Origin of the sequence: Pseudomonas svalbardensis (genome assembly GCF_030053115.1) — a bacterium.
GTDB lineage: Bacteria > Pseudomonadota > Gammaproteobacteria > Pseudomonadales > Pseudomonadaceae > Aquipseudomonas > Aquipseudomonas svalbardensis.
Genome location: NZ_CP125619.1, coordinates 1,685,108 through 1,709,784, shown reverse-complemented (window position 1 = coordinate 1,709,784; position 24,677 = coordinate 1,685,108). Strand labels below are relative to the sequence as shown.

21 protein-coding genes and 2 pseudogenes are annotated in these 24,677 nt (G+C 54.0%); 11 read left to right on the top strand and 12 right to left on the bottom strand.

Going from position 1 to position 24,677, the window contains the following annotated elements; all coding sequences use genetic code 11:
• Nucleotides 1–122: 122 nt before the first annotated feature.
• The 4 genes from QFX16_RS07730 to QFX16_RS07715 all read left to right on the top strand — a co-directional run bounded on the left by QFX16_RS07730 (nucleotide 123) and on the right by QFX16_RS07715 (nucleotide 5,501).
• A complete protein-coding gene (locus tag QFX16_RS07730) occupies nucleotides 123–2,042 on the top strand; it encodes a hypothetical protein (protein WP_283183464.1) in 1,920 nt (639 codons plus the stop codon).
• 331 nt (nucleotides 2,043–2,373) lie between these two features.
• Nucleotides 2,374–3,123: a hypothetical protein gene (locus tag QFX16_RS07725; protein ID WP_283183463.1), complete on the top strand. Its 750-nt coding sequence runs from the start codon at nucleotides 2,374–2,376 to the stop codon at nucleotides 3,121–3,123.
• 48 nt (nucleotides 3,124–3,171) lie between these two features.
• The gene (locus QFX16_RS07720) at nucleotides 3,172–4,035 is read left to right on the top strand and encodes a ComEC/Rec2 family competence protein (protein ID WP_283183462.1); all 864 of its coding nucleotides are present in this window, start codon (nucleotides 3,172–3,174) and stop codon (nucleotides 4,033–4,035) included.
• A 74-nt stretch (nucleotides 4,036–4,109) separates the two neighbouring features.
• Nucleotides 4,110–5,501, top strand: a complete 1,392-nt coding sequence (locus QFX16_RS07715) for a ComEC/Rec2 family competence protein (RefSeq protein ID WP_283183461.1) — start codon at nucleotides 4,110–4,112, stop codon at nucleotides 5,499–5,501.
• A 38-nt stretch (nucleotides 5,502–5,539) separates the two neighbouring features.
• Here QFX16_RS07715 and QFX16_RS07710 read toward each other — a convergent pair whose 3' ends face one another.
• From QFX16_RS07710 to mblB, 3 genes are read right to left on the bottom strand one after another with little or no spacing between them, the layout of a single operon-like run.
• Nucleotides 5,540–6,757: a patatin-like phospholipase family protein gene (locus tag QFX16_RS07710; RefSeq protein ID WP_283183460.1), complete on the bottom strand. Its 1,218-nt coding sequence runs from the start codon at nucleotides 6,755–6,757 to the stop codon at nucleotides 5,540–5,542.
• Entirely contained in the window at nucleotides 6,744–8,969 is a 2,226-nt protein-coding gene (cap2-3, locus tag QFX16_RS07705; protein WP_283183459.1) for an anti-phage 6A-MBL system cap2_3 protein, read from the bottom strand. The genes QFX16_RS07710 and cap2-3 overlap by 14 nt, the downstream gene beginning before the upstream one ends.
• A 2-nt stretch (nucleotides 8,970–8,971) precedes the next feature.
• Nucleotides 8,972–10,075, bottom strand: a complete 1,104-nt coding sequence (gene mblB, locus QFX16_RS07700; protein WP_283183458.1) for an anti-phage 6A-MBL system MBL-fold protein — start codon at nucleotides 10,073–10,075, stop codon at nucleotides 8,972–8,974.
• A 405-nt stretch (nucleotides 10,076–10,480) separates the two neighbouring features.
• Between mblB and QFX16_RS07695 the strand changes: the two genes are divergently transcribed.
• Both QFX16_RS07695 and QFX16_RS07690 read left to right on the top strand, forming a co-directional pair.
• Nucleotides 10,481–10,912 (top strand): hypothetical protein, encoded by a 432-nt coding sequence (locus QFX16_RS07695; protein WP_283183457.1) that lies wholly within the window; start codon nucleotides 10,481–10,483, stop codon nucleotides 10,910–10,912.
• 131 nt (nucleotides 10,913–11,043) lie between these two features.
• Entirely contained in the window at nucleotides 11,044–11,400 is a 357-nt protein-coding gene (locus tag QFX16_RS07690; protein ID WP_349294210.1) for a nuclease-related domain-containing protein, read from the top strand.
• Between the two features lie 111 nt (nucleotides 11,401–11,511).
• Here the strand turns inward: QFX16_RS07690 and QFX16_RS07685 are convergent, their stop codons facing one another.
• The gene (locus QFX16_RS07685) at nucleotides 11,512–13,044 is read right to left on the bottom strand and encodes an MFS transporter (RefSeq protein WP_283183456.1); all 1,533 of its coding nucleotides are present in this window, start codon (nucleotides 13,042–13,044) and stop codon (nucleotides 11,512–11,514) included.
• Nucleotides 13,045–13,213: 169 nt separating this feature from the next.
• Between QFX16_RS07685 and QFX16_RS07680 the strand changes: the two genes are divergently transcribed.
• On the top strand, nucleotides 13,214–14,101 hold the full coding sequence (locus tag QFX16_RS07680; RefSeq protein WP_038997926.1) for a LysR family transcriptional regulator: 888 nt from the start codon (nucleotides 13,214–13,216) through the stop codon (nucleotides 14,099–14,101).
• A gap of 155 nt (nucleotides 14,102–14,256) precedes the next feature.
• On the opposite strand, the gene tnpC is transcribed toward QFX16_RS07680, so the two are convergent.
• The 3 genes from tnpC to tnpA are packed head-to-tail and all read right to left on the bottom strand — an operon-like array spanning nucleotide 14,257 to nucleotide 16,508.
• Nucleotides 14,257–15,783 (bottom strand): IS66 family transposase, encoded by a 1,527-nt coding sequence (gene tnpC / locus QFX16_RS07675; RefSeq protein ID WP_283183455.1) that lies wholly within the window; start codon nucleotides 15,781–15,783, stop codon nucleotides 14,257–14,259.
• A 60-nt stretch (nucleotides 15,784–15,843) separates the two neighbouring features.
• Nucleotides 15,844–16,179 (bottom strand): IS66 family insertion sequence element accessory protein TnpB, encoded by a 336-nt coding sequence (tnpB, locus tag QFX16_RS07670; RefSeq protein WP_283183454.1) that lies wholly within the window; start codon nucleotides 16,177–16,179, stop codon nucleotides 15,844–15,846.
• A complete protein-coding gene (tnpA, locus tag QFX16_RS07665) occupies nucleotides 16,176–16,508 on the bottom strand; it encodes an IS66-like element accessory protein TnpA (RefSeq protein ID WP_283183453.1) in 333 nt (110 codons plus the stop codon). Before tnpA ends, tnpB begins: the two co-directional genes overlap by 4 nt.
• A 60-nt stretch (nucleotides 16,509–16,568) precedes the next feature.
• On the opposite strand from tnpA, the gene QFX16_RS07660 reads away from it, so the two are divergent.
• The gene (locus QFX16_RS07660; protein WP_283183452.1) at nucleotides 16,569–18,893 is read left to right on the top strand and encodes an AAA family ATPase; all 2,325 of its coding nucleotides are present in this window, start codon (nucleotides 16,569–16,571) and stop codon (nucleotides 18,891–18,893) included.
• Nucleotides 18,894–18,964: 71 nt separating this feature from the next.
• Here the strand turns inward: QFX16_RS07660 and QFX16_RS07655 are convergent, their stop codons facing one another.
• Complete coding sequence (locus QFX16_RS07655; RefSeq protein WP_283183451.1) at nucleotides 18,965–19,495, bottom strand: hypothetical protein; 531 nt, start codon at nucleotides 19,493–19,495, stop codon at nucleotides 18,965–18,967.
• On the opposite strand from QFX16_RS07655, the pseudogene QFX16_RS07650 reads away from it, so the two are divergent.
• Nucleotides 19,413–20,021 (top strand): annotated as a pseudogene (locus QFX16_RS07650) (mechanosensitive ion channel family protein); the annotation flags it as partial. The gene QFX16_RS07655 and the pseudogene QFX16_RS07650 overlap by 83 nt on opposite strands.
• 47 nt (nucleotides 20,022–20,068) lie before the next feature.
• Here QFX16_RS07650 and QFX16_RS07645 read toward each other — a convergent pair.
• From QFX16_RS07645 to QFX16_RS07630, 4 genes are all read right to left on the bottom strand, one after another.
• Nucleotides 20,069–20,569: a MepB family protein gene (locus QFX16_RS07645; protein WP_283183450.1), complete on the bottom strand. Its 501-nt coding sequence runs from the start codon at nucleotides 20,567–20,569 to the stop codon at nucleotides 20,069–20,071.
• A complete protein-coding gene (locus tag QFX16_RS07640) occupies nucleotides 20,566–21,444 on the bottom strand; it encodes a carboxylate/amino acid/amine transporter (RefSeq protein WP_283183449.1) in 879 nt (292 codons plus the stop codon). Before QFX16_RS07640 ends, QFX16_RS07645 begins: the two co-directional genes overlap by 4 nt.
• Nucleotides 21,445–21,803: 359 nt before the next feature.
• The gene (locus QFX16_RS07635) at nucleotides 21,804–22,403 is read right to left on the bottom strand and encodes an FMN-dependent NADH-azoreductase (protein WP_283183448.1); all 600 of its coding nucleotides are present in this window, start codon (nucleotides 22,401–22,403) and stop codon (nucleotides 21,804–21,806) included.
• A 150-nt stretch (nucleotides 22,404–22,553) separates the two neighbouring features.
• Nucleotides 22,554–22,883, bottom strand: a complete 330-nt coding sequence (locus QFX16_RS07630; protein ID WP_056742660.1) for a hypothetical protein — start codon at nucleotides 22,881–22,883, stop codon at nucleotides 22,554–22,556.
• A 49-nt stretch (nucleotides 22,884–22,932) separates the two neighbouring features.
• On the opposite strand from QFX16_RS07630, the gene QFX16_RS07625 reads away from it, so the two are divergent.
• Complete coding sequence (locus tag QFX16_RS07625; protein ID WP_046048083.1) at nucleotides 22,933–23,856, top strand: PA3225 family LysR-type transcriptional regulator; 924 nt, start codon at nucleotides 22,933–22,935, stop codon at nucleotides 23,854–23,856.
• Nucleotides 23,857–23,870: 14 nt separating this feature from the next.
• Nucleotides 23,871–24,676: pseudogene (locus QFX16_RS07620) on the top strand (alpha/beta fold hydrolase).
• Nucleotide 24,677: the final 1 nt, after the last annotated feature.

The following is a 24,677-nucleotide window of genomic DNA, read 5'->3' as shown; positions in this document are numbered from 1 at the left end:
CTGGCTGTCTCCCTCTTAGCTCTCACCGCCATTGGCAATTTGATAACAGACATCAGGACGCTTCGTGGTGGCCAAATCATGGCATCATACAAAGCATATTTTGCCTTTGATGATCAAATTCGATGACAAAACCTAGCTGGTATTTACCGCTCAGTGAAGACCTGAGCGCTGCGCTCTCTAGCGGTAACAGTCCAGATATCGCGCTTCTGTCGCTCTACGAAGTCGCGGCCATATTGTATTTGCACCAGCTTCCCAAGCTTCCAGTGAGCGCGCCTCTGGAGATGGAGCGGTCGTTCGCCAGCTTATTGCCTCGTGACATCGAATTGCTGAAATCGGCGTTGGCCAGCCATTTTAACCGAAGTGCATTTACCGCCGGCCTCATGCTGGCACCCTCATTAGACATTGGCCTAATGAGCCAAGAGGCAATTGCTAGTCGTGAGTACGTTCGTCATGACGGCTCATGGGATTTCGACTACGCCAAAAGGCAACACATTGTCGTGGGAGCTTTGAGCCATGAGCATGTACGGCCTAACGGCAGGATCGTACGTGTGAGCGATCACCAGCTGCGGATGATCCATACCATCCGAGCTAACCAGGAGGACTCGATCGAAGCACAGGCTCATGCGGGGACAGGAAAGACATTTGCTATTGGTGAGATATTGGAACTGATGCCACAACGGCGATTCATGCTTCTCGCTGATACAAGGCCCAAACTCCAGCCAATCCGAAATAGATTTTCGAAGGACCAGATAAAAACAAATACATTCAAAGATCTGGCGGTAGAGATACTGGCTAGGGGAAACAGAGAACTCCAGAATAAAATGACTGCGGCGTCGAGAATCCAAATCCCATATTCAGTCCTCGCGGAACAGGTGGGACTTGGACCGATCGGTAAGCGAAATTCTTTCCAAGTCGCGGCGCTGTGCTGGGGCGTGCTCACAAAATTTTGCTCCTCCTCCGATCCTTACATTACGAGAACACACATTCCTCGCAACCAAATTCAATGGCTATCGTTGATTGAGCAAGAGGCTGTCGCAGCAGCAGCGGCCAAGCTTTGGATGAGAATGACCTGCCTTGATGTTGAATCTGAGGCCCTTCCAGTTCGCGGGTATCACCGAATCAAGCAGGTGGCTCTAGCGGGACTTTCAATCCCCGAATACGCGGACACGATCCTTGTCGATGAGGCGCAGGATCTATCTGGCCCGGTTGTTCAGTTGCTGGATGAATCGGGTCACACAGTAATCTCTCTCGGCGACAGATTTCAAAATTTGCAAGGTCGCTACGTTAGCCACAAAGCCACCATTCGTCACAACGATATGGCCATTTCACTGCGCGCTGGACCTGCGTTAGCAGATTTTGTAAATCCACTAATAGGTGCGTTCCCCGAAGCGAGCGCCTTACCTTTTGTTGCTGACAAATCGAAGGAAACGGTGGTCGCAGAGTACCCGTCCAACTCCTTCCCTCCTGAGTCCACAGTAATCTTGGTCGCTGACGAATGGGGAATTTTCGACTGGCTGATCCGCAACCGCGATATGCAGCGAGGAGCCGCAGTCGTCGATTGGAACGAAAAAACGGAGTCCTTCTTGAATTCATGCCTGATGTTATTTCAGGGGGACCGCCCCAGACATGAAGCTATAGCTGGGTTCCGAACGTGGGATGATTTGCGCAAGGTGATGAGCTGGAACGATGCATTCCTCAGAGTTGAGAAGTGGCTTGAAACGGTTGGAGTAAAATTCGGCGTGACCGAGCTTTATCAATACGCGCCCATCGCTGAATTGAGTCACCCCTTGCCGTTGCGGCCGTTACTGGCGACAGTATTCACAGCAAAAAACTTCGAATTCAAACGAATGGCAATCTCAGAAGACCTTTACTATTTTTCAGATTTGCGTGGAAAAACAGCGCTGTCGAAACAGCTAGCTTTTTTGTACACAGCCATCACGCGAGCGTCTGGAAAAATCTATTTTCCAGACACCCATAAAGAGCGGCTTTCGTTGATACTGAATTTCGAGAGGAACAGTTCGAAACGTATATGGATGGAGTAAGCGTTAAACGGGAAATCCAACGCAATAACTGCCAGATGCGGTAGCAAGGTGCATCGCATCTATCAAAAAATGGTGATTCATGACGATGAGTGGGGTGGCATACCCTAATCATATGTATCGCAACTTCGTTGTCCGTTTACAGCGTCTGATACCCAGAACCTACTTGGTATAACAGTAATTATGGCCACTGGCCATTCACTTGGTTATCGTGCGATCATCGCAGCTCGCTGTCATGTGTTCAGTCCTGCCAAAGCCGCTCAGTAATCGTGAGTAGCCTCATGCACCCAGAAACGCGCTGCGAGATCGTGGTATGGAAGGCACGGAGGAACACATGGAAATTTTCAGTCAGTTCGATACCTACAGCCTTAAAGCTCGTGTGTTTCCAGCATTAATTGCTGGCTTACCTACACTGACCCTTCTGTTCATCATTGTGCCTTGGGATCACTTAGACCTTTCGCATGTGATCGCCGTCGCTATGGGCGCGGTATTGCTTTTTGCCTTTGCAGACATGGCAAGGCACCGCGGTAAAAAAGTCCAGGAGAAACTGGGCACGGGCGAGACGCCTGATCAATGGCATAGGGATAATCCAGACGTGCCAGAGGGATCCAAGGATCGATACCGTGAATTCGTTGCCGCTCAACTGAACCAATCCGCACCAACGGTAGAAGATGAGAAACTCCGTCCGCAGCACGCAAACGACTTCTACCGAAGCGCTAATGCTTGGCTAAGGGAGGAATCGCGAGATCACAGCACGTTCAACCTGCTGTTCAGCGAGAACATTACATATGGATTTCGTCGTAACCTCTTAGGTCTGAAGACTACAGCTTTATTTTGCAATTCGGTTGTGCTGATCCTCTGCGTCGGCATCCTTTATTTTGGTCCCAGTTACTTCGCCTCACTCCCCAAGATCGATGAAAAGATCATCATAGTCATAACTTCCGTGGTCCTGCACTCGGCTTACATGATGGCCGCCGTTCATGCCGCAGTTGTCCGAGAAGCTTCGCGCGCTTATGGCCGCCAGTTAATTCTCAGCTGCGAAACACTGATCCGCACCAAGAAGTCTAATTCAACCGAAAAGTAAGGATACCCAATGTCAATGATTAGATCGTTCACTGTTGGAAACGGTGACATGTTTTACATTAAGCACGACACAGACAACTTCACAATTATTGATTGCCAACTATTTGGCGAGCACAAAGAGTGGCTAGTCGACGAATTGATACAGGAATCCAAAGAAAAGAGTATCACTCGTTTCATCTCAACCCATCCTGATGAAGATCACCTTCAAGGAATCGAGCATCTTGATAAACGGATGCCGATAAGTAATTTTTATGTGGTTAAGAATGATGCTCACAAGCCTGATGAAACTGTCTCATTCAAACATTATTGCAAGCTTCGAGACGGTGATAAAGCCTTCTACGTGCACAAGGGTTGTACTCGAAAATGGATCAACCAAGGTGACGAAGAGCGAGCTGCATCTGGCATAAGCTTCCTTTGGCCGGACCTGAAGAACGAAGATTTTCAAGAAGCGCTGCGTGCGTCAACCGATGGTAAGGAGTTCAATAACACGTCGTTGGTCGCGCGCTACTCAATTAAGGGCGGGCCCAGCTTTCTGTGGTTGGGAGATCTGGAAACCCCATTTATGGAGAAGATTTTTGATCACATTGAGCTTCCGGAAACCACTATCGTATTCGCACCTCACCACGGAAGGGACTCGGGGAAACTGCCAAATAAATGGCTTGAGAAGTTGAATCCAAAAATCATCGTCATTGGTGAGGCACCAAGCCGACACCTTAATTATTACTCAGGCTATAAAAAAATCACTCAAAATAAAGCTGGCGACATCACATTCATTCCAGACGGACGCAAAGTTCATTGCTATGCATCTTTGGAAAGCTACGGAAAAAAAGACTGGTTAACGGATGAAGACAAGCCAAACGAAAATTTTGGTGTCCGAGATCTGGACTACTACATTGGAACCTTGAACTTTTAAAAAGCGGGGCAGGCTCGCCCTGCTCTTCCATTGAACATACGTCAAACAAGTTATACGCCCTGTCGAGCCTACCAATGACAATTAAAATATCACAACTGTATCACCCAGCTGGCCATGGCACCTTTCACACAGGTACGGCCTGGGGTAAAAAACACGGTATGTTCAGGTGGGCCTACGACTGCGGTTCTAAACGAAAGAAGCATTTATCTAATCTAATTGACGATCTGACGTATTGGTCACCAAGATGGAGACACGGCGCGGCTGTCGACTTGCTCGTTCTCTCACATTTCGATGATGACCATGTAAATGGCGTAGAGTTGTTCTTGAAAACCTGGAAGGTTAAATGGCTCGCTTTGCCATACACTCATTTATCTCAAAAGCTTGAAAATGTATCTGATCATGGTGGAGCATCTTGTTCAGCTTCCACCGCATTGTTACAGCTGGATCCAAAACAATGGCTGGCCGCACGAGGATTAGAGGGCCAGGTAATGAATATATTGGAGATCAAAGGCGGCTCGATGGATGACCCTGACGAACATCGAGCGTCTGACATTGACAGAGTTCCACCAAAAATTGGACCTAACGAACTGCCTTATGGTAATGAAAAAAGGTCAGTTATGGAGCGGGAGTACGGTACTTGGCACGCGGACTCTGAGCTAGACATTTTCGCAAAACCCAATAGTGAATCTAATACAAAGAGCAATCATTCTCCAAAATTTTATTCTATGAACCACCATCAAGCCTTTAGGGCATTAAACTCAAATCTTGAGTTTATGTTCTACAACTCTGATGCCCCCACAATGTGCACACTACTTGACTCTGGAAAGGTATTGGCCAAGCGATCTAAATCCGACATGGACGAAGTATCACGGCAAATCCAAGATATAGTCAAACAGTATAGAATTGGATTTACCAACGAGCAACCGAAGACAAATTGGCGTAAAAAGCTTCGCTACGTTTACGATCACCATTTTGGGAAAAGCAGTAAAAAACGAAACAACATTTCCCTCTGCCTATATGTTCGCCCGATTTGCGATTATCCATGTGCCTACAACGATTGGAAAGGTGAATTCGAGGATCGTTATAGCAGCCTCTCTCTCGGAGACTTAACAGTAAACCCGTACACCCTAAACTCATTGAAATCACATTTGGGCTTTGAAAGGTGGGAATCACTTGCTACAGTTCAAGTTCCTCACCATGGGTCAAGGCATTCTTGGCATCAAGGCGCAGCTGACGTTTTTGCAGCTTCTTACTTTATCCAATGCGTTCCTAATAGCTCCTCATATCATCCTCATAAAGAAGTTAAAATCGACTTGAAGGGGCATGTTAAGCTATTTGCCAACTACCGAGTCGGCGCAGGGAGCTTTTTTAAATTACATGACATATACGATGCTGCTCCTGGAAATATAAACTTAAACGTCCAGAACTGGAGATGCCCAGCTATCCTAAGTAAAGCGCACAGGTAACAAACTGTGCGCCACCTAGAGTCTCCAGAGCGCAGATGCTAGAGTTTTTCAACCTCTTGCGTCTGCGTTGGTAAGGCCGAAGGCCAGTGTTCTTTGACCTGAGCATGGACAATCTGCTCGCCCCGCCTCACCAGTCGCTCGATCCACTCCTTATCCATTGCGTTAAAATTAGTGGGATATCCGGCCGTAACCTCACCACTAACCATATTGGTATTGGTAAATTTCAGACTGCTATCCTTCTGCCCAAGATACGGCAGCAGAAATCCTTTCAACTTACCTGCTTCCTTGAGGTCGAATAGACGTTTAGTAGAAAGGTTTTGAGCCCTTGCGAACACGCTTTCAAACGCAGCGCCCATTCGCGACATCCAAACGGAAGATGGCTCAGTCACATCGAGACTATATCCAGCCCTACATGCGATGATCCGATCATGCCGATTTACGTGCATGCTTTCGGAGAAATCGCGGTCAGGCCATATCGGAGCTAGACCAAGGTTGTCATAAACGCCGCCATCAGTCAGCGTAATGCGGTGAGCCGCTTTTACACCTTTTTTGTTGAAGACCAATCGCTGATCTAGGGCAGGCAAAGCCGCCGGGTATGCCGCCGAGGCCACAACGGCGTCTGCAAGCTCCACCCCGTCTGCACTCGCTGAACCATACCGCCAGCAGTGAAGACTTTCTCTCGTAAAATAAAACGCAGCCTTAGCTCGTAGCTCGCACGCGATGACAATTAGGGTAGGACGATCTTTGCGGAGGTCCTTCAGCATGCAGCCATTGAACGTTTTGCTGAAAACATTGCGCAGAATCGTCGTCCGGCTGGCTTTCCGCAAAAAAGGCGCCGAATTCGGCCAATGCTCACCGGGCTTAGACTTACCACATAGCCACAAAACCAAGCGGGCGATGAACGCTACTGATCGTTCAAATAGCAGCGCAGTGGCATATGCCACTGCTTTCATGCCATCGGCGGAGGTCACGACTCTCTTAAGGGCCTGCATGACAAAGCCTTGCCTCAAGACCTCACGCACTTTCGCCTCAAATGACTCAAAATCTCCAGGGTAGCTGCAATACAACCCAGCAAGAACGCTACCACCTGAAACCGCGGTTATCGTGGACACCCGCTGAAGTATCCCCAAATCATGCAAAGCTCGCAGGCATCCCAAATGGAATGCCATGGCCCGAGCCCCTCCCCCGGACAGAGCCAGCGCAATGGTATCGGAGCTGTCATCATTCGAGACTAACAAATTCTCATTCATACCCATGGGTAACTACTCCTTCCAAATCGCCACGCTCCTGCCATCCAGCTCGAAGCCAACTTTCCCTATCGCCGCAGATCGCCATTACATAGGGCGTCCCAGCGGGACCCATATGACTTTTCAAATGGGCATAAACTTGTTCGTCATCGTTACTCGGTCGGGCAGGCACGCCGCCAGGGTGGCTGTGCCATTCGCCAATGTAATGGAGCCTTCCAGCTGAGGCTTCAGCCAACCGTTCTATTCGAGGCTTGAGATCTTTCATGCCGCGTACAAAATATGTCGGAGCCTGCTTACTATCAGAAGGTGCAGTCAGCGCCGCTACGACGTGCAACACATTGCGCACCAGATCAAAGGTGCCCAGAAGAACCCCACCGGTTTCATTCCTGCCAGATTGGCGCCGAAGCTCCCGCATCGTTCGCACCACCTCGTCAGAAATTGTCACACGCATCTCGCCGGTATGGAACCGGCGGACGGGCTGCACAGGAACACAGACTGAGTCGACTGCGCCTGACCCTGTTTCCAGTCTCCAGACCCGGAAGCTGGCATCAGCCTCCTCAATGATTTGCGCCAGACGTCCCGCAGCCAGGCCACAGAGGGTGTGGACCTGCCAAGGGGGCAGAGGGCGAGATAGGTCTTGGCAGGCGTTTGCATAACGAATCCGATCCATACGAGCCGCAGCCAGATGATCTTTCAACTCTTCGTTAACCGCTACCGCCCAAAAATACTGCGCTTCAATCTCATCGATCCTGACATCTCTGGACGAGCCTTCCGCGAGTACTACCAGGTCAGATCCACTGGGGCCGAAGAAGGCACTTACCGCACGATTCACCGGTTGCTCTGATAGCCAACTCAACACGGCGGGGGACGCGCTGAAATCGACAGCAACTTCGGCGCTGCGCAAAGCGGAGTCCAGTGCCTGCGCTTCACCAGCGGGATTGAAGACGTCCACCGCAATGAATGCGTTTCCGGTTTCGGCTAAAACATTATCAAGCTCATGTCTCAAGACTTCTGCCTTGCCGAAACCCACGGTACCGTTTCTCTGTACCTGTCGAACGGTGTTATGCGGCAGCAGAATGTCCCCGTCCACGATTGTCCAGGTACCCAACCCTGAACGGGTTGCGATCATGGCGACGTTCGAACCGATTGCCCCCGCGCCTATTCCGAGGAGCCTAGTATCCGCGCCTCTGCTCACCCCCGAAAAACGTCTAGCCGCTGCTCTATCCAGCCGAGGTACTACTCGCCACGGTTCCAGGCGGATAGCGGCCAAATCAACACCATTAGGACTGCCAAGAACTGTGATAGTCGTTGCGCCGGCTTCCGTTGCCGTGATGTTAAGACGTTCACCCAGTTCAGCCAGCGTGTGACCGAAGCTGTAGCACCAAACCTCGACTTCTTCGTCCTCTGCGTCGTCAAATCGCCGCTTGGGAACGGTTAAAATCAGCATGGGAAGACGTTGTGACGCATTTGCTAGCTGTACGGAATCCTTCAACCAACTAGAAAGGTCCTTGATCAAATCAAAGCCCAACTCAATGCACAGCTGGTGTAACGCACCCAAGTCATAAGGCGTCAGAGCCAAGCCCCGATGTATCTGTGAGGGCATACGTGGATTGTACAGAGCGAAGTTGTTTCCAAAGACCTCTTTTTCCGGTGGTTTAGGGCCCATTGCGACAGCCAGCCGTCCGGCATGTTCTGAGACCAATTGAACGTGCCAAGGACCTTGAACCCGACCCGGGGGAATGATGAGCGTATTAGAGCCGGTATGGATCAGCGGCTCCAGACGCTGGTCCACATCATGTATCGTCCCCGCAGCCATGGAGGAGAACCATGCCCTGATGCGCTCAATTAGAATCTGTCCAGTGAGGTTGGTGGCAAGGTCTGACCAGCTCTCCTCCCAAATGCAGAGACAAACGCCACCATCGACGTCCGGATCTAGGTTGGTATGAACCATTCCTACTGGGAAGCCATCGCGTTCAGAGCGCACTCGGGGAGACCATGAGTCATCATTTGCCATGAAAACGATACTGATGGGCTCCCTGGAACAGATAGGCACCTGGCGGCGCTGATTCAACTCAAGCTCCAGCTCGATGTCTAGCACATCATGAGTGCCTTTTCGCTGGACGCCAACAAGGGTCGCGTAAGGGTAGCTCTCAGACTGCGACAGATATTGCACGACCGATCTTGCAAGCCGCGAACGAGGCGCATCGTACTGCCGGCTCATAGTTAAATCCCTGCGCGAGGTGCGGGAGTCGCGATGACGATATTCCGCGCTTCCTTTCGGATTTTGTAGCCGGTGCTCTTAATTTCGATGACCAAGGGTTCTGGCTTAGTTTTGATGGGATGCTCCATCGAGACGATCCATTCACCACCCAGTTGACGGGCCACCCCTTTGTAATACGCAGCTGCCTGGCGATGGGGTGGCTGCTTGTCCTCATCATCGCTGGGGATGGACTTACTGGTGGAGACCAGGAGACCACCGGGTTGACCGGCTTCTTCATAAAGCCACTTCGAAGCCTCAGACGGTTCGGTCTTTTCATCGCCTTTTTCGTCAGACAAAGCAGTGTAGCTACAGTGGTGAGGTATGTTGTTGATGTCCCATTCCAGCCGAGACTGCCGATCATGGTATCGAGTAACCTCAACGATATCGTCGATAACCTCATGAGTGACGTCAGCTGACAGGATCAATTTGGTCTGCTGCCCGTCGACTTCGAATGTCGCTTGCATGAACAAGGCGTCGTTGTTGCGGACGCGGACGATATTATCTTCGTTACGTTTACCGAAGGGCGAGTGAACGAAGAATTCCACGCCATCGTGTTCGCGATTGAATTCCGGACACAAGGTGCCCGCATCGCTGATCAGATTGCGGCGCTTGGCCGGTTCAATGTCACGATCAGTAAGGAAATCGTCCAGTTCTTCAGGACGCGAGAACACGCGCACCCCCTCCCCCTTAAGGAAACGATGCCGAGCTTCTGCACGCAAGGTGCGCGCCTGGCCCGTCACGCCTGTCTCCAATACCGCATGAGCCGGCACCCAGAGCGTCTTGATCTTAATTCGATCGTCGTCCTGATACTTTTCAGCGTGCTCCAGGTAGAAGACCTCTTTCGCACGATTACAATGGTCTTTGTCCAGATGGGTGAAGGCCACCACGTCGATGGTCTTGTCATCCCCAAGAATCTCACGCAGTTCTTTTTCCAAGTCGCAGCGCTTGTCATCGGGGTCACTGGAGTTGTGCATGTCGGCAAAATCGAAGAGGATTCGACGGCCATTGGCAAGCTCGATCAGGCAGGTATCGGCATTGCCGATGGGGAAAAAACGAACAATATGCATACTATTTCCCTTAGGACAAATCGTCATTCGAATGGCGTAGGGCCACTATTTTTGCCGCAAGGCAAAAATACTACATATTGTGCAAATTCAGCAAGCGAACCACAACATGATCGATAAATTTGGATAAAGGAGAGAATACTAAGGGTGCTGAAGCACAAAACAGTTCACTGTTTCGAGGGGTAGCGTTGGTTATGATTTGACTGACTAGATAGGGAAAAGAGTGCAAGACGCTAGAGCAGGACTAAACGGTGCTTCGGAATGGCTTGAAGTCCGCGCCTACGAGATGTGGATTCCGCTTGTCGCTTGCAGGAGCAGCTAAAGAAGACAGTATCGCGATCCAACAACCATGGTCTGTTTCCGGTAAAACCGGGTAATCTGCGAAGTCAATCAAGTGAAGGGATGCACATGACCATTGTTAATGGAGTAACACTCGCCCTGGCCTTGCTGGGCACGGTTTTGGGGATCATCAACACTTGGCATGCACTGGATAAGACTAGCGTAAAACTCCGTGTTAGACCGAAGCATGCGATCCCCTTCGGGGCGATGGATGAGCGCTTAACATTCTGCATTGAAATTACAAACCTTGGCGCCTTTGCGGTCACAATTGAAGAGGCCGGGGTTTCCCTCAAAGCGTCAGATGAACGTCTCGCGTATACAAATCCTGTCTTAATTGACGATGGAGGTTGGCCCCGCCGTCTCGAACCGAGGACCTCGGTGACAATCTATGGGCGCGCCCCATCTAGAGACGGCCATCGCTTGAAATGTGCATATGCGACGACTTCGTGTGGCGTGACCAAGGAAGGAACAAGCCCTGCGTTTAAGCAGCTAGCAAAGTGACCTGCGTAAAAAGTCATTGGATGCGGCGAAAAGACCGCTGGGCTTGCCAAAAAAGGGTAGAGACCCATTGCAGCCTCAAGCCGCGTCTATGAAACTAGGCCGCATCATAGAAAGGCAAGGCAAAGCAGTAGATGGCAAGGATGATACCTGAGCACGGTCCCCACGATACGGACAGCTATGGCGAGCGTGATCTCTACTGGATATTGAAAAAAGACCTGCCAGAAGACTACACAGTAATTCACAGCCTACCGTGGCTCTGTTCTGCCGTGAAGAAACTCGACTCCAAAGCTAAGCCCACGGGGGAAATCGATTTCCTTATCATCCATCCGGAAAATGGCGTACTGGCCCTCGAAGTCAAAAGTGGTGTGTATCGCGTAGAGAATTCTTTATTCGTTCACGTCCGTAACAACTTCGTAAGCGTCCGGCGAACACGGCTTGGCGAGTCAATAACACATGTCTCCAGCGTGGGCACGGAGAACTCCGGGTAGCCTTCCATTGGGGTGATGAAACCGAAGATGGGCCGAGCCTTCCCCGCTGGATACCCGCGCATAGCCGATGCTATGTGCGGTCGGGGGGCCGAGAGCCTGTCCCAATCGGATTCATGCCGCGGCTCCCACTTCTTCATGCGCACGCGATCGACCCAGCAAGGCGAACACTAGCAGCGCAGTCAGTGCCGAAGATGCAGCCAGGATGTACAAGACCCAGCGGAATGCCCGGTCGTAGGTCGCCAGCAGCAAGGCGCGCTCGCCGCTGACAAGGGCACTGGCATGCGCCAGATCGCCGAGCGCGGCGCGATTGGCGGCCTCGATCACAACGGCTGGATCGGCCGCGGCTAAAGTGCCGAGCAATCCGCCCTGAATTAAGAACGCCAGCATCGCGCCCGCCACCGCGATGGCAATCCCATCGGCCGAAACACGCACGCAGTTGAAGATGCCGGTCGCCATACCTGCACGTTCTGTCTCCACCACGCTCACGGCCATGCCATCCATCAGCCCCCAAGGCAGGCCAATGCCTGCGCCGATCAACGCCAGCGGCGCTACCAGCGCAGGGCCGGCCCCGCCGGACAACACCTGACCCACCCAGACCAGTCCGGCCGCCACCAGCAGCAGCCCGACGCCAGACAGCATGCCGGAGGTGAACCAGCGCGACAACAACGCGGTAAGGAACGGCACGACCAGCAGCGGCGCAGCTAGGGCGATCATCATTTGGCCCGCTTCCAATGCGCTCAGTCCGTCGATTCCGATGAAGCGGCCCGGCAGCATCACGATCAGTGTGACAAAGAAGAAGGCCGGCGATGCGGCCAACACCTGCACGCCGACGAAGCGCCCACTGCCGAATAACGAAAGGTCGAGCATCGGGCGCGCGACACGGCGTTCGATGCGTACAAATGCGATGAATAGCACGACTGAGGCCAATAACGTGCCGAGCACCGAAGCGCTGCGCCAGCCTTCTTCCGGCGCCAGCAGGATGCCGTAGGTGAACAAGCTCAGCGCGGCGGTGAAGCTGAGGGCGCCGGGCCAGTCCAGGCCGGTAGAGTCTGGGTCTCGGGACTCTGTGGCGCTGACCCACACCAGCAGGAAACCGGCCACGCCGATCAGCGCCGTCGCCAGGAACACCCAGCGCCAGCCCGCCACCTCCACCAGCCAGCCTGCCGCCAGCGGGCCGAAGGCCAGGCCGATGCCAAACGTGGTGCCGAGCAGGCTGAACACACGTGTACGGATCGGGCCGTGGAAGGTCTGTGCCAGCGAGGACATGGCGCCCGCGAAGGCGGCTGCGCCGCCCAGCCCTTGCGCCAGGCGCAGCCCGTCGATCCAGCCGACCGTCGGCGCCAGCGGGATTAAGAACGTTATCAGCACGAATAGCGCCAGGCCGACCAGCCACACGCGCTTGCGGCCATAGGTGTCGGTCAGGCTGCCGGCCGCCATCATGGCGCTACCGTAGGTCAGGATGTAGCCGTTGACCACCCAGTTCAGTTGCACCGCCGTCCCGCCCAGTTCCTGACTGATGGACGGCAGCACGACGGCCGGCCCGGTGAAGCACAGCGGGATCAGGATGCCGGTAAGGCAGGCGGCAAGCAGTTGCAGCCAGTCGCGTCCGGTGGTACCGCTTGTGGCGGTCAGGGCTTGTGTCATGGGAAACATCCGCAAAGAGTCATTAGAGGGTCAGGCAGGCGTCCCATATCTCGAAAGCCAAGACAGCCGCATCCAACCTGTGCAGCCGTCAGAGTAAGTGCGGGCTCGATTAAGAAAAATGGGCTAAGGTTCCGAACATATCGGACAAATTTTCTTAGAACGGTGAAGAATGGACTCCCTCAATGGCATCGCGTTCTTCGTGCAGGCGGCGGAAGCCCGTAGCTTTTCGGAAGCCGGGCGCGTGCTCGGCGTCTCGTCTTCCGCCGTGGGCAAGAGCGTGGCCCGGCTGGAGGAGCGGCTGGGCGTGCGCCTGCTCCACCGCAGCACGCGCAGTATCACGCTGACCGCCGAGGGCACGCTGTTCCTGGAGCGTTGCCGGCGCATCCTCTGCGAGGTCGAGGCGGCGGAATTGGAACTGTCGGAAACCCGGCAAGCGCCCCAAGGCAAGCTGCGCGTGAGCATGCCGCTGGTAGGCAGCTTGGTCATGCCGGCGCTGACGGCCTTCATGCACCGCTACCCCGCCATCGAACTGGACGTGGATTTCTCGGATCGGATGGTCGATGTAATCGAGGACGGATTCGATGCCGTCATTCGCACCGGAGAACCGACTGATTCCCGGTTGATGTCCCGTGCACTGGGCACTTTCAAGCTGCTGCTAGTTGCCTCGCCCCGGTACTTCACCGCGCGCGGCACTCCGCGCGAGCCCGCCGACCTGACGGGCCACGCCTGCCTGCAACATAAGTTCCCGAGTACCGGCAAGTTCGAGTCGTGGCCCTTGCGCAGGCAGGAGGGCGAGGCAGAACCCGTCCTCTTGGCCTCGATGGTATGCAACACCACCGAGGCCCTGTTTCACGTCGCCCGCGATGGCCTTGGAATCGCCTGCCTGCCGGACTTCATGGTGCGTGATGCCATTGCGGCCGGCGAACTGGTGACGGTGCTGGACGACTTCAACCAGCATCAGGGCACCTTCCGCATGCTTTGGCCATCGAGCAAGCACCGGGCGCCGAAGCTGCGCGCATTCATCGATTTCATGGGCGCGGAGCTTTTCAAAACTTGATCCGGACTGGGCCACGTAAGCGCCGATGCCCATCACCTGCGCCTATCCAGGAACTTCGACGCGATGCGCTGACGCCTGCCGCGTCTGCTAAAGCATCAGTGCGATCCCCAGGCCCACGGCAACCGTCAGCGTGCCGTCAACGCACTTTGCGAAAGTCAGATAGGCACCCACTGATGTGGCAACAGTTGCCCAATCTCACTCGCGCGCTGAGTTGGCAGGCGCGTGAGTACATCCTTCAAATAGGCATACGGATCATGCCCGTTGAGCCGCGCAGACTGGATCAAGCTCATGATCGCTGCCGCCCGTTTGCCGCTGCGCAACGAACCCGCAAAGAGCCAGTTCTTGCGCCCAAGTGCCCACGGACGGATCTGGTTCTCGCACCAATTATTGTCGATGGGTACGGCCCCGTCATCGAGGTAGCGCGACAGCGCTGCCCAGCGTTTCAGGCTGTAATCCAACGCTCTGCTGATAGCCGAACCCTCGGGCACAAGATCTCGCTGGGCGTTCATCCAGGCATGCAGCGCATCCATCACCGGGACGGCTTTTTCTTGCCGTATTCGACGCCTTAAATCCGGTTCAAGGTCGCGCACTTCACTTTCGATTTCGTACAGCAACTGGATGGAACGCAGGGCTTGCTCGGCGAGCTGGCTCTTGTTAGTGGCGTGCAGTTCGAAGAACTTGCGCCGCGCATGAGCCATGCAGCCGATCTCGGTCACGCCGAGTTCGAAGCTAGCTTTGTAACCGCCAAAATCATCGCAGACTAGCTTGCCACTCCAGTCTTGCAGGAAGCTGCGAGCATGCTCACCGGCACGGCTGGGGCTGAAGTCGTAGACGACAGCTGCCGTTTCGCAGAATTGGCTGGTGGCGTAGGCCCAAACATAGGAGCGGTGGGTTTTCTTTGAGCCTGGCGCGAGCATCTGTACCGGTGTTTCATCGGCGTGGACGACCTGCTGCCCGAGCACTACGTCGCGTAGTGCATCGACCAAAGGCTGCAACTGCACGCCCGTCAAACCTACCCATTGAGCCAACGTTGAACGTGGAATCGCCAAGCCAGCACGACCAAAAATCGACTCTTGACGGTAAAGCGGAAGATGGTCAGCAAACTTCGCGATCATGACGTGGGCCAGCAACCCGGCCGTCGGGATGCCCTTGTCGATGACCTGCGCCGGAACGGGTGCCTGGATCAGCTTTTCGCAGTCATCGCATACCCACTTGCCACGGACATGGCGTTCAACGGTAAAGACGCCGGGCGTGTAGTCCAGCTTTTCGCTGATGTCTTCACCGATGCGCTTGAGTACGCAGCCACATTGGCAGTGAGTGTTGTCCGGTTCATGGTGGATCAACGTGCGCGGAAACTCTGCCGGCAATGCAGTGCGTTTGGGCTTCTGCTTTTTTTCGGTTGGTGCTGGAGCCGTTTGCAAGGCTTGAAGCTCAGCCTCAATCGCCGCGATATCGGTATCGATCAGGTCATCGAGCAAGCTGGCCTGCTCAGGATTCATCTGCTCGCTGCGCTTGGCAAACTTCAAGCGCTTGAGCTGCGCAATCTCGTGGGTCAGCTTCTCGATCACCGTTTGATCTCGGGTGATCTTCTTGCCCATGGTGTCGACTTGCGACAGTAACTGCGCAGCGAATGCACGCAGTTGGTCAGGGGTCATTTGATCGAGATTGGGTGAAGAAGTCATGCCTTGGATTTTACCAAAGCAGACCGCTCGCAACAGCAGCCAAGAAGCAAATTACAGTTTTTAAAGCAGTGTGATTGCCCCGCCAGTTCCAACACGTTGCCAAGGCAGGCCGAGCACCAAGGCCTGAAGTTGCTCGGCATCCAGCTCCACTTCGCGACCTTGTCGAATGCCTGGCCAGTGAAACTTGCCCTGGTTCAACCGGCGTGCAGCCAGCCAAACGCCAATCCCATCGTGTATCAGCACTTTTATGCGATTGGCGCGGCGATTGGCAAACAGATAAGCGCAGTGCGGCTTCGCCGCACCGAACACCGCAACCACCCGCGCCAGCGCGGTTTCAGTGCCAGCGCGCATATCCATGGGCTCGGTGGCGAGCCAGATAGAGTCGATGCGGATCATCGCAACAGGTCTCGAAGAAAGGTCGCGCAAGCGGCTGCGCTGTTGGCTGGCCAGTTCACTTTGATCGTGCCGCGCGGGTGTGGGATTTCGAGGCAGATAGTCAATGACGCGGCTTCCGACCTTGCCCCGATAGGCTGCATGGGCAGCGGAATGAAAGCAGGTTGCAGCGCCATGGTTTTCTGCGTTTGCACTCGAATCCATTTATGGACGAGGTTCGCGTTGAGGCTGTGGGTCAGCGCAACATTGGCAATCGAGGCACCGGGCTGGGCACACTCTTGAATGACCTGGGCCTTGAAGGATTTGGAGTAGGAACGGCGTTGTGGCTGCATGAAAGACCCGCTTAAAAGGCTAGAACTGGTGTCCACTTAAATTTAAGTGCACACCATGTCTTGGCTTTGCAGGCCGGGATAGATGACTTCGCCGGACGGATACACAACTTCACCATCGATCCAGTCAGCCAAACGAGGAAGAATGTGCACGGCTTGTCCTCTTGGCTAGGGGGAACCCCCTCCCTCTTCCTGAAAATTGGATACGGATTTATCTTCCCCAATTCTGACTTTCGAGCAGTGCCTACCTCCCCCGGCATGTACGACACGACAGCTAATCCACCTCAACCGTTGTACATCGACTACTTGGGAATGCCCGATGTCGCGCAGCACGTTATACAGCTGATGAAATACTGGAAAGGTGCACTTTCAAATTCAAATTTAGGCGCCGCTAAAGTTGCGGAACTCATCAATTTTCTCACGCCCACCATCGATGGACAGCCTCAATGGGGTAGTCGTGTGCTGTTCGACAACAAAGTATGGCTCCAGCTTACCGACGAGCAAAGCCAAATTGTGCGAAACGTTTTAAGAAGCCAAAATTCGCTGATCACCGGATGGCCAGGGACAGGCAAAACTTTGATCGTGATTGAGACAGCTAGGAAAATGTCCATTAACAATAAGCGCGTCTTGGTCATTTCGTTTAATAACCGGCTCACTGAATATATTCGCAGTCAACTTTCAGAATACAAGTCTTGTACAATATCTACTTGGCATGGGCTCTGTAGACAAGCCGCTAAAGCTCTTGGGCGCCCTCATGACATGGAAGACTGGTATAAGGTCAGTTGTGTCAATGACCTAAGAGAGGCAGTTAACCAGAACTTACTAGACGAATATGATACTCTCATCGTCGATGAATCCCAAGCGCTGAGTGCCTCATGGTGTGAGGCCTTAGCATTGTGGTTCAAGGGAAAACAAAAAGCATACTTTTGTGATGAAACGCAAGTATTCCCCTTTGAGCGCGAAACCGTATCGCTGACGGATCTTAGCGAGCTATTAGGTGTAGATCCTTTCCCCCTCACGATTATTCTAAGAATGCCTAAGGCAGTAACGGAAATTCTCTCTGAGGTTGTGCCACCCAAAATCCAGCACTATTCTCCCAGAAGTTTGGAACATGACACAGCCCTTGAAGTGATAACCCTCACCCCTTGTGAGGATCTGGTAAAAATCAAGCAAGATCTGATCGACGACGGAGTGAGCAGCGAAGATATAATCGTTCTGACGGGATCGATCATAAGCAAGTTTTATAATAACTTTCTTCACACCGGAAAAATTCCTAGCGAAACAATTGCAAAATTTCGCGGATTAGAAGCGCCTATTATTTTAATCCTTGGGGCGGAACAGCTTGGAACGGCAGAATTATTTAGCGCTTACTCCCGTGCAACGTCTAAATGTATCGCTTTTTATAATGCGCATAACCGCTACTGGATCGAAAACGATGGATTTAAAGCACGCCTGCAAAGCAGGCCTGAAAGTAATGCGGCCCTCATAAAAAAACAGGAAGAGCTGCGCATAAAAAACCTAGTAGATGGCAGCACAAGCTCCACTCCGTTAAATTTGCAAAGCTTAAATATCTCATGGGCTGTAGATTGGAACGCCTGGTTAATAGAAATCGATACTGACGAAACTCCCATATTGCTATGGATTGACCACCTCTGCAAAAATTTATCTCATCCAATTTTCTTTTGGTATAAAGATACGTTAAATAGATTTTACCGAGCTTCTCTGGTTGAAACAAACGAGCGAGAAAGCATTAGCCACCTGCCTGTATCTCTTCAAAGCTGCGACGACTGCGACCGTCTTACGCCGCACACCTACTCCCGGGCATACCATTGCAGTCTGTGCGAGACGAAACACATTCAAACAGGAGTAGCTGACGCCAGTGTTATTGAAGAAATAAATCTAATAGACAAAGTCATAACTTTACAACTACCCAAAGATTTTATACTCGAATATCAGCCGAAGCTGCCGATAGCTCTGGCAGCAGCTGCGGCATTTTTGCATGCAAAACGACGCCAACAGAGAACGAACGCCCTCAATGTTCCGCTCCCTGACGGGCGGAGTTTATATCTCGCCGCATTTACATTCGCGCAATCAAGAATTGCGACGCATAAATCCAACGAAGTGATGTCAGTGAATTCGTTGGCAGACGAAATTCATGAAAGGTACGCATTTCTGAAAAAAATAGATCCTTCCGAATGGCGGAAAATTTTTGCCAATGCGATGGGCCAATTCTTTTCTAAGGGCTACCTGAGCAAGTCGGGGAAAGGTCAATATCGCCCAGTGGAAGACGACCTCGCACCCGTCCCATGGCACCTTGCTCAAAGAGTCAAAGTGGTTGTCGACGAAGAATCTGACTCAATCTTGCTCACTAATACAGAGACACTTTGATGTCACCGCGACACGAAACTAAGCATGGCAGGAGCAAGGACCGAATAGTTGAAAATCGGCGCGCTGGATGATTAGCTTTTGCGCTGGCATCTAGACCGTATCGATTCCTGAATTACATGAGCGTCATCAATCTTGCTTGCAATCAACTTAAGCTCTTCCAATGAAAGTGCTGTAATAATATCAACATCACAATCCGGAAACATCGGATCTTGATTTACAGTCAAAGATACCACCCTTGCAGTTTCTGCCACGACAGCGGTGAAATCCAAGACATCATGGATGCATTCGGCACGAAAATAATATTTATTCATAATATGTCCCTTATATCGTTGCGGATATTTCTGTGAAGTTGAGCGCGTTTTTCTCGCATCGAGCGGGGCGATCCGAGGATGACGGCTGACTACCGAATTCGCCACGATGCCATCTGTCCATCCAAATGCAGAAAAATGGACAGGACGGAAAATCTGGTAAGTCGTTGAATGTATTGAAGTCCATTGTCCATTTTTTGGTTCCAACTCACGGATGCAAAACTTCGACAAGACCATCGTTTCGATTCCAACCTGGCGCCTGATGTCCGAGTCGTTCAAGAACTGGCGCGGCATGCAGCAATCCGGTGGACGACGGATCAAGCGCAGCCTGTTCATCGACGCCAGTGGCGTGCGGTTCATCCGCGATGATGAAGAGCAGAAGCTGTCCCAGGTGCATCTGCTGACCGACTACATCAGTCGCAAGCAGGCTGAACTCAAGGCCTGGAACGAAGCCCAGGGTAATGTGGCGGCGATGTCGGCCAACCGTCGGCGGATGACCAATATCGGGACCTTCCGCGCGTATGCACTGGCGTATTTGAAGAGTCACCCGGAAATCCAGCCGAACATGACCTGCATGGTCCGCCAGATGCAGACCACCGCGCAGGGTATTCCGCTGGAAATCTACTGCTTCACCGGCACCACGGCGTGGGCGGATTACGAGCGGATTCAGGGGGACATTTTCGATTACCTGCTGGCGGTGCTGCCGGAGTTTGGCTTGAGCCTTTATCAGCAGCCCAGTGGCGGGGATTTGCGGGCGGGGTTGTTACCGGCAATGTTGGGCGCAAGCCATATTCCCGAGACTGAAAAACACGTCATGTAACACCGCAGTATCCTGTGGGAGCAAGCTCGCACACAGGGGTTTAGTGTCTATTTTTTGAAGAGTCGGCGCACCTGAACGGGATCGGCATGACCGCTTTGGTCAAGCGCAAGGAAGTATTTGAGCTGCCATTGCTGCGTCTTCATCGCTTGTTTGGCGACGGGTCTGGACCATGGCGGATAGACACGAATCGCCCGCTTGCCACCTTCGCCATCAATCGACATGACACCCTTGGCGGCCAGTATCTTCTGGTCAAACACAAACTGCCCGCGATGGGTTTCATCAGCAACACTCACCACCACAAAGGCGACGCCATCGCCGGTGTCGAGCGGTGCAATTTCGCTGGCAGGCGTTGGCCGCTTCCAGAGCGTGACGAATTGGCCAATCTTGGTCGGCGTGGTTTTCGCCACTCGGAAGACAATCACCTGGCCATCGAGGCCGAAGCGGCAGGCGCCGTATTCGGCACTCTCCTCCTCGCGCCGAGCTTCATCCGTTAACGTCATACCTGCAGGCTTGTAGATCTGCTCGATGGCGGCGATCAGGTCCGTCATGGCCGTTCCCGCAACGGCAGCATTTCTCGCCTGACGCCCAACCGACTGATCCACATCGCCAGCAAAATCACCGACCCGCCGAGGAACAACCGCCCCAACTCTTCATGCTGATTCCAGATCAGCAAATTGATCAACAACCCCACCGGCACATGCAGGTTGTTCATCACCGCGAGCGTCCCGCCATTCACCAGGCACGCGCCCTTGTTCCACCAGTACAACCCGAGCGCAGTCGAGACCAGGCCGAGGAACACCAGCACGCCCCATTGCAGAGGCGCTTGGGGCAGGAAGTTCTGTTTGCCGAACAGCAGAAACGCTGGCAACGCCACCGCCAATGCGCCGAGATAGAAGTAACCGAAGCGCCGGTAATGCGGCAAATCACTCGGATGGCGGGCCACCAGATGCTTATAGAGCACTTGCCCGGCGGCGTAGGTGAAGTTGGCCAGTTGCAATAGCAGGAAGCCCATGAAGAAATCGGGGTTGATCCGGTCGTAGCGAATCACCGCTGCGCCCATCACCGCCACCAGTGCCGCGATCAAAGCCCACGGATTGAAGCGCCGGTTCAGCGCGTCTTCGATCAAGGTCACGTGCAGCGGCGTGAGGATGGTGAACAGCAACACCTCTGGCACCGTCAAAACTCGAAAGCTCAGGTACAGGCAGACGTAGGTCACGCCGAACTGCAACGCGCCGATCAGCAGCATGCCACGCATGAACGCCGGTTCAACCGAACGCCAGCGGGTCAACGGAATGAACACCAGCCCCGCCAGCACCACTCGCACCAGCACCGCAAAGTAACTGTCGACATGACCGGCCAGGTATTCGCCGATCAAGCTGAAGGAAAACGCCTGAATCAGCGTGACAAAAAGTAGATAGCCCATGCTCGCCTCGTTTCGAATGGCGGCGACGATAGCGGTTTTTGCCCGTTATCGCGAACAGGCAGCCAACACAAAACCCTGTGGGAGCGGCGGTGCGGCGATCCGACTTGCTCGCGAAGAGGGCATGCCAGTCGTTATCAATCTTGAATGACGCACCGCATTCGCGAGCAAGCCCGCTCTCACAAGGTTTTATGCCCGTCCATCAAATCGCGGGCAAAAAAAAGCCCGATCTCGCTAAAGCGTTCAATCGGGCTACAGCACTCAGGAGCAACAAGTGCAAAGGGAGGTTTGATGCGCGTAAAGCCATGAAGGGGTTGCGCCAGGCCACTTGAACATCAAGGGATTATCTGGCGATTAAAGCCTCAGGCGACGAGGGAAAGCTTGGCGTTGGCCTGGCTCAGGCCTTTCTCCTGGAAATCACCGCCCAGGTTCATGCCTTCGGCGTGGATGAACGTCACGTCGTGGATCCCAATGAAGCCCAAGACCTGACGCAGGTACGGTTCCTGGTGATCCGCGGTGCTGCCGGCGTAGATCCCGCCGCGCGCAGTCAGCACGTAGGCACGCTTGCCGCTGAGCAAGCCTTGCGGGCCGGTGTCGGTGTACTTGAAGGTAACACCGGCACGCAGCACATGGTCGAGCCAGGCTTTGAGGGTGCTCGGGATGGCGAAGTTGTACATCGGTGCGGCCATGACCAGTACATCGGCGACCAGTAGTTCGTCGGTCAACTGGTTGGAGCGTTCCAGGGAAACCTGTTCGATGTCGTTGCGCTGCTCGGCAGGTTTCATCCAGCCGCCCAGCAGGTTGATGTCCAGATGCGGCACCGGGTTGACGGCCAGGTCTCGAACGGTGATTTGGTCGATCGGGTGGGCGGTTTGCCACTGGCTGATGAAGGTCTGGGTCAGTTGACGCGAAACCGAGTCTTGCTGACGAGCGCTGCTTTCGATGATCAGAACGCGGGACATGGGATGTAGCCTCCATCTGAGAATGCTGTAGGTCGATGGAGTGAAGGTTAAACAGAGTTAAATCGATGAAAAAGCGCAAATAACTGCTATAAACTATCAATAAATTCGTTTATAAGCGGAGCATGCCTGGCGGGCGTGCTCCGTTTGGGGTCATTTGGGGGTGCAGGTCAGTTTGATACGCATCTTGATGATGCTCCGGTTGAACTTGGCGGTGGCATTTTTGTGTTTACCAGCGGCCACTTCGATATTGCGGGTGCGTGGCGCTTCCGGGCCATTGTTGAAAACCACCTTACAGGCCGCATCGGTGGTGCCGTAGTTGTTCACCTGAATGGAGGCGATGTCGCTATCCGTGTCATACGCGTTGTAGTCGATGCTCAAGCCGTTCAGCTGTTTTTCAACGTCGATCGGATAGGCAAACGCCGTCAGCGGCAGCATCGCCAGCAGCACACAACCCGATACCACACAACAAAGCTTTTTCATTCAGCAGTCTCCAATAAGGACTGCCAGCTTAGGACAAGAGGAGCTATTCATGAAAGCGCCCCGCGTGACCCTTGATCAATGGCGAACGTTACAGGCCGTGGTCGACCACGGCGGTTTCGCCCAGGCCGCCGAAGCGCTGCACCGCTCGCAATCATCGGTGAGCTACACCGTGGCGCGCATGCAGGACCAGCTCGGCGTGCCACTGTTGCGCATCGACGGCCGCAAAGCGGTGCTGACCGAAGCCGGTGGCGTGCTGCTGCGCCGTTCGCGGCAACTGGTGAAACAGGCCAGTCAGCTGGAGGACCTGGCCCATCACATGGAACAAGGCTGGGAAGCAGAAGTGCGGCTGGTGGTCGACGCCGCCTACCCGAGCGCCCGCCTCGTCCGCGCCTTGACCGCGTTCATGCCACAAAGTCGTGGCTGTCGGGTGCGTCTGCGTGAGGAGGTTTTATCCGGCGTAGAGGAAGTCTTGCTCGAAGGCGTGGCCGACCTGGCCATCACCGGCCTGAGCATTCCCGGTTACCTGGGTGCGGAATTGAGCGACGTAGAGTTTGTGGCTGTCGCTCACCCCGAACACCCACTGCATCGTCTGAACCGCGAACTGAACTTCCAGGATCTGGAATCCCAGATGCAAGTGGTCATCCGCGACTCCGGTCGCCAGCAGCCACGGGACGTCGGCTGGCTCGGCGCGGAACAGCGCTGGACCGTCGGCAGCCTGGCCACCGCGGCAACTTTTGTCAGCAGCGGTCTGGGTTTCGCCTGGTTGCCTCGGCACATGATCGAACGGGAACTCAAGGAAGGTCTGCTCAAGCTGCTACCGTTGGACCAGGGTGGCAGCCGCAACCCGAGCTTCTACCTGTACTCGAACAAGGACAAACCCTTGGGTCCGGCCACGCAGATTCTCATCGAACTGCTGCGCACTTTCGACACTGCGCCGCTGGATGCACCTTTCGCCGCCCCTGAACAAGCCTGACACGGAGTGTACGCATGGCCTATTTTGAACACGAAGGTTGCAACCTGCACTATGAGGAATATGGCCACGGCACGCCGTTGCTGCTGGTCCACGGGCTGGGTTCCAGCACCCTGGACTGGGAACAGCAGATCCCGGCGCTGTCGGCCCGCTACCGGGTGATCGTCCCGGATGTACGCGGCCACGGTCGCTCCGACAAACCCCGCGAGCGCTACAGCATCGCCGGGTTCAGCGCCGACCTGATCGCCCTGATTGAACACCTGAACCTCGGCCCCACTCATTACGTGGGCCTGTCCATGGGCGGCATGATCGGTTTTCAACTGGCCGTGGACCAGCCGCAATTGCTCAAAAGCCTGTGCATCGTCAACAGCGCGCCCGAGGTCAAACTACGCAGCCGCGACGATTACTGGCAGTGGTTCAAGCGCTGGAGCCTGATGCGCGTCCTCAGTCTGGGCGCCATCGGCACGGCCCTGGGCGGCAAGCTGTTTCCCAAACGCGAACAGGCTGACCTGCGACAAAAAATGGCCGAGCGCTGGGCAAAAAACGACAAACATGCTTATCTCGCCAGCTTCGATGCGATCGTTGGCTGGGGGGTTCAGGAACGACTTTCGCGGGTCTCCTGTCCAACCCTCATCGTCAGCGCCGACCGTGACTACACACCGGTCTCGCTGAAAGAAACCTATGTAAAACTGCTGCCCGATGCGCGGCTGGTGGTGATCGCCGATTCGCGCCACGCCACCCCGCTGGATCAACCCGAAATGTTCAACCAAACGCTGCTCGAGTTTCTCACCGCAGTCGACACCACCTCACTCAGGATCACTGAC

Excerpts from the sequence above, each read along its gene's own strand:
- tnpC (WP_283183455.1), bottom strand. The coding sequence starts at position 15,783 with ATGACTTCTTCACCCAATCTCGATCAAATGACCCCTGACCAACTGCGT.
- QFX16_RS07685 (WP_283183456.1), bottom strand. The coding sequence starts at position 13,044 with ATGACACAAGCCCTGACCGCCACAAGCGGTACCACCGGACGCGACTGG.
- QFX16_RS07625 (WP_046048083.1), top strand. The coding sequence starts at position 22,933 with ATGAAAGCGCCCCGCGTGACCCTTGATCAATGGCGAACGTTACAGGCC.
- QFX16_RS07730 (WP_283183464.1), top strand. The coding sequence starts at position 123 with ATGACAAAACCTAGCTGGTATTTACCGCTCAGTGAAGACCTGAGCGCT.
- QFX16_RS07710 (WP_283183460.1), bottom strand. The coding sequence starts at position 6,757 with ATGGGTATGAATGAGAATTTGTTAGTCTCGAATGATGACAGCTCCGAT.
- QFX16_RS07690 (WP_349294210.1), top strand. The coding sequence starts at position 11,044 with ATGGCAAGGATGATACCTGAGCACGGTCCCCACGATACGGACAGCTAT.
- QFX16_RS07640 (WP_283183449.1), bottom strand. The coding sequence starts at position 21,444 with ATGGGCTATCTACTTTTTGTCACGCTGATTCAGGCGTTTTCCTTCAGC.
- QFX16_RS07725 (WP_283183463.1), top strand. The coding sequence starts at position 2,374 with ATGGAAATTTTCAGTCAGTTCGATACCTACAGCCTTAAAGCTCGTGTG.
- mblB (WP_283183458.1), bottom strand. The coding sequence starts at position 10,075 with ATGCATATTGTTCGTTTTTTCCCCATCGGCAATGCCGATACCTGCCTG.
- QFX16_RS07720 (WP_283183462.1), top strand. The coding sequence starts at position 3,172 with ATGTTTTACATTAAGCACGACACAGACAACTTCACAATTATTGATTGC.
- QFX16_RS07715 (WP_283183461.1), top strand. The coding sequence starts at position 4,110 with ATGACAATTAAAATATCACAACTGTATCACCCAGCTGGCCATGGCACC.
- tnpB (WP_283183454.1), bottom strand. The coding sequence starts at position 16,179 with ATGATCCGCATCGACTCTATCTGGCTCGCCACCGAGCCCATGGATATG.
- QFX16_RS07655 (WP_283183451.1), bottom strand. The coding sequence starts at position 19,495 with ATGCCGCGCCAGTTCTTGAACGACTCGGACATCAGGCGCCAGGTTGGA.
- QFX16_RS07635 (WP_283183448.1), bottom strand. The coding sequence starts at position 22,403 with ATGTCCCGCGTTCTGATCATCGAAAGCAGCGCTCGTCAGCAAGACTCG.
- QFX16_RS07630 (WP_056742660.1), bottom strand. The coding sequence starts at position 22,883 with ATGAAAAAGCTTTGTTGTGTGGTATCGGGTTGTGTGCTGCTGGCGATG.
- cap2-3 (WP_283183459.1), bottom strand. The coding sequence starts at position 8,969 with ATGAGCCGGCAGTACGATGCGCCTCGTTCGCGGCTTGCAAGATCGGTC.
- QFX16_RS07680 (WP_038997926.1), top strand. The coding sequence starts at position 13,214 with ATGGACTCCCTCAATGGCATCGCGTTCTTCGTGCAGGCGGCGGAAGCC.
- QFX16_RS07695 (WP_283183457.1), top strand. The coding sequence starts at position 10,481 with ATGACCATTGTTAATGGAGTAACACTCGCCCTGGCCTTGCTGGGCACG.
- QFX16_RS07645 (WP_283183450.1), bottom strand. The coding sequence starts at position 20,569 with ATGACGGACCTGATCGCCGCCATCGAGCAGATCTACAAGCCTGCAGGT.
- tnpA (WP_283183453.1), bottom strand. The coding sequence starts at position 16,508 with ATGCAGCCACAACGCCGTTCCTACTCCAAATCCTTCAAGGCCCAGGTC.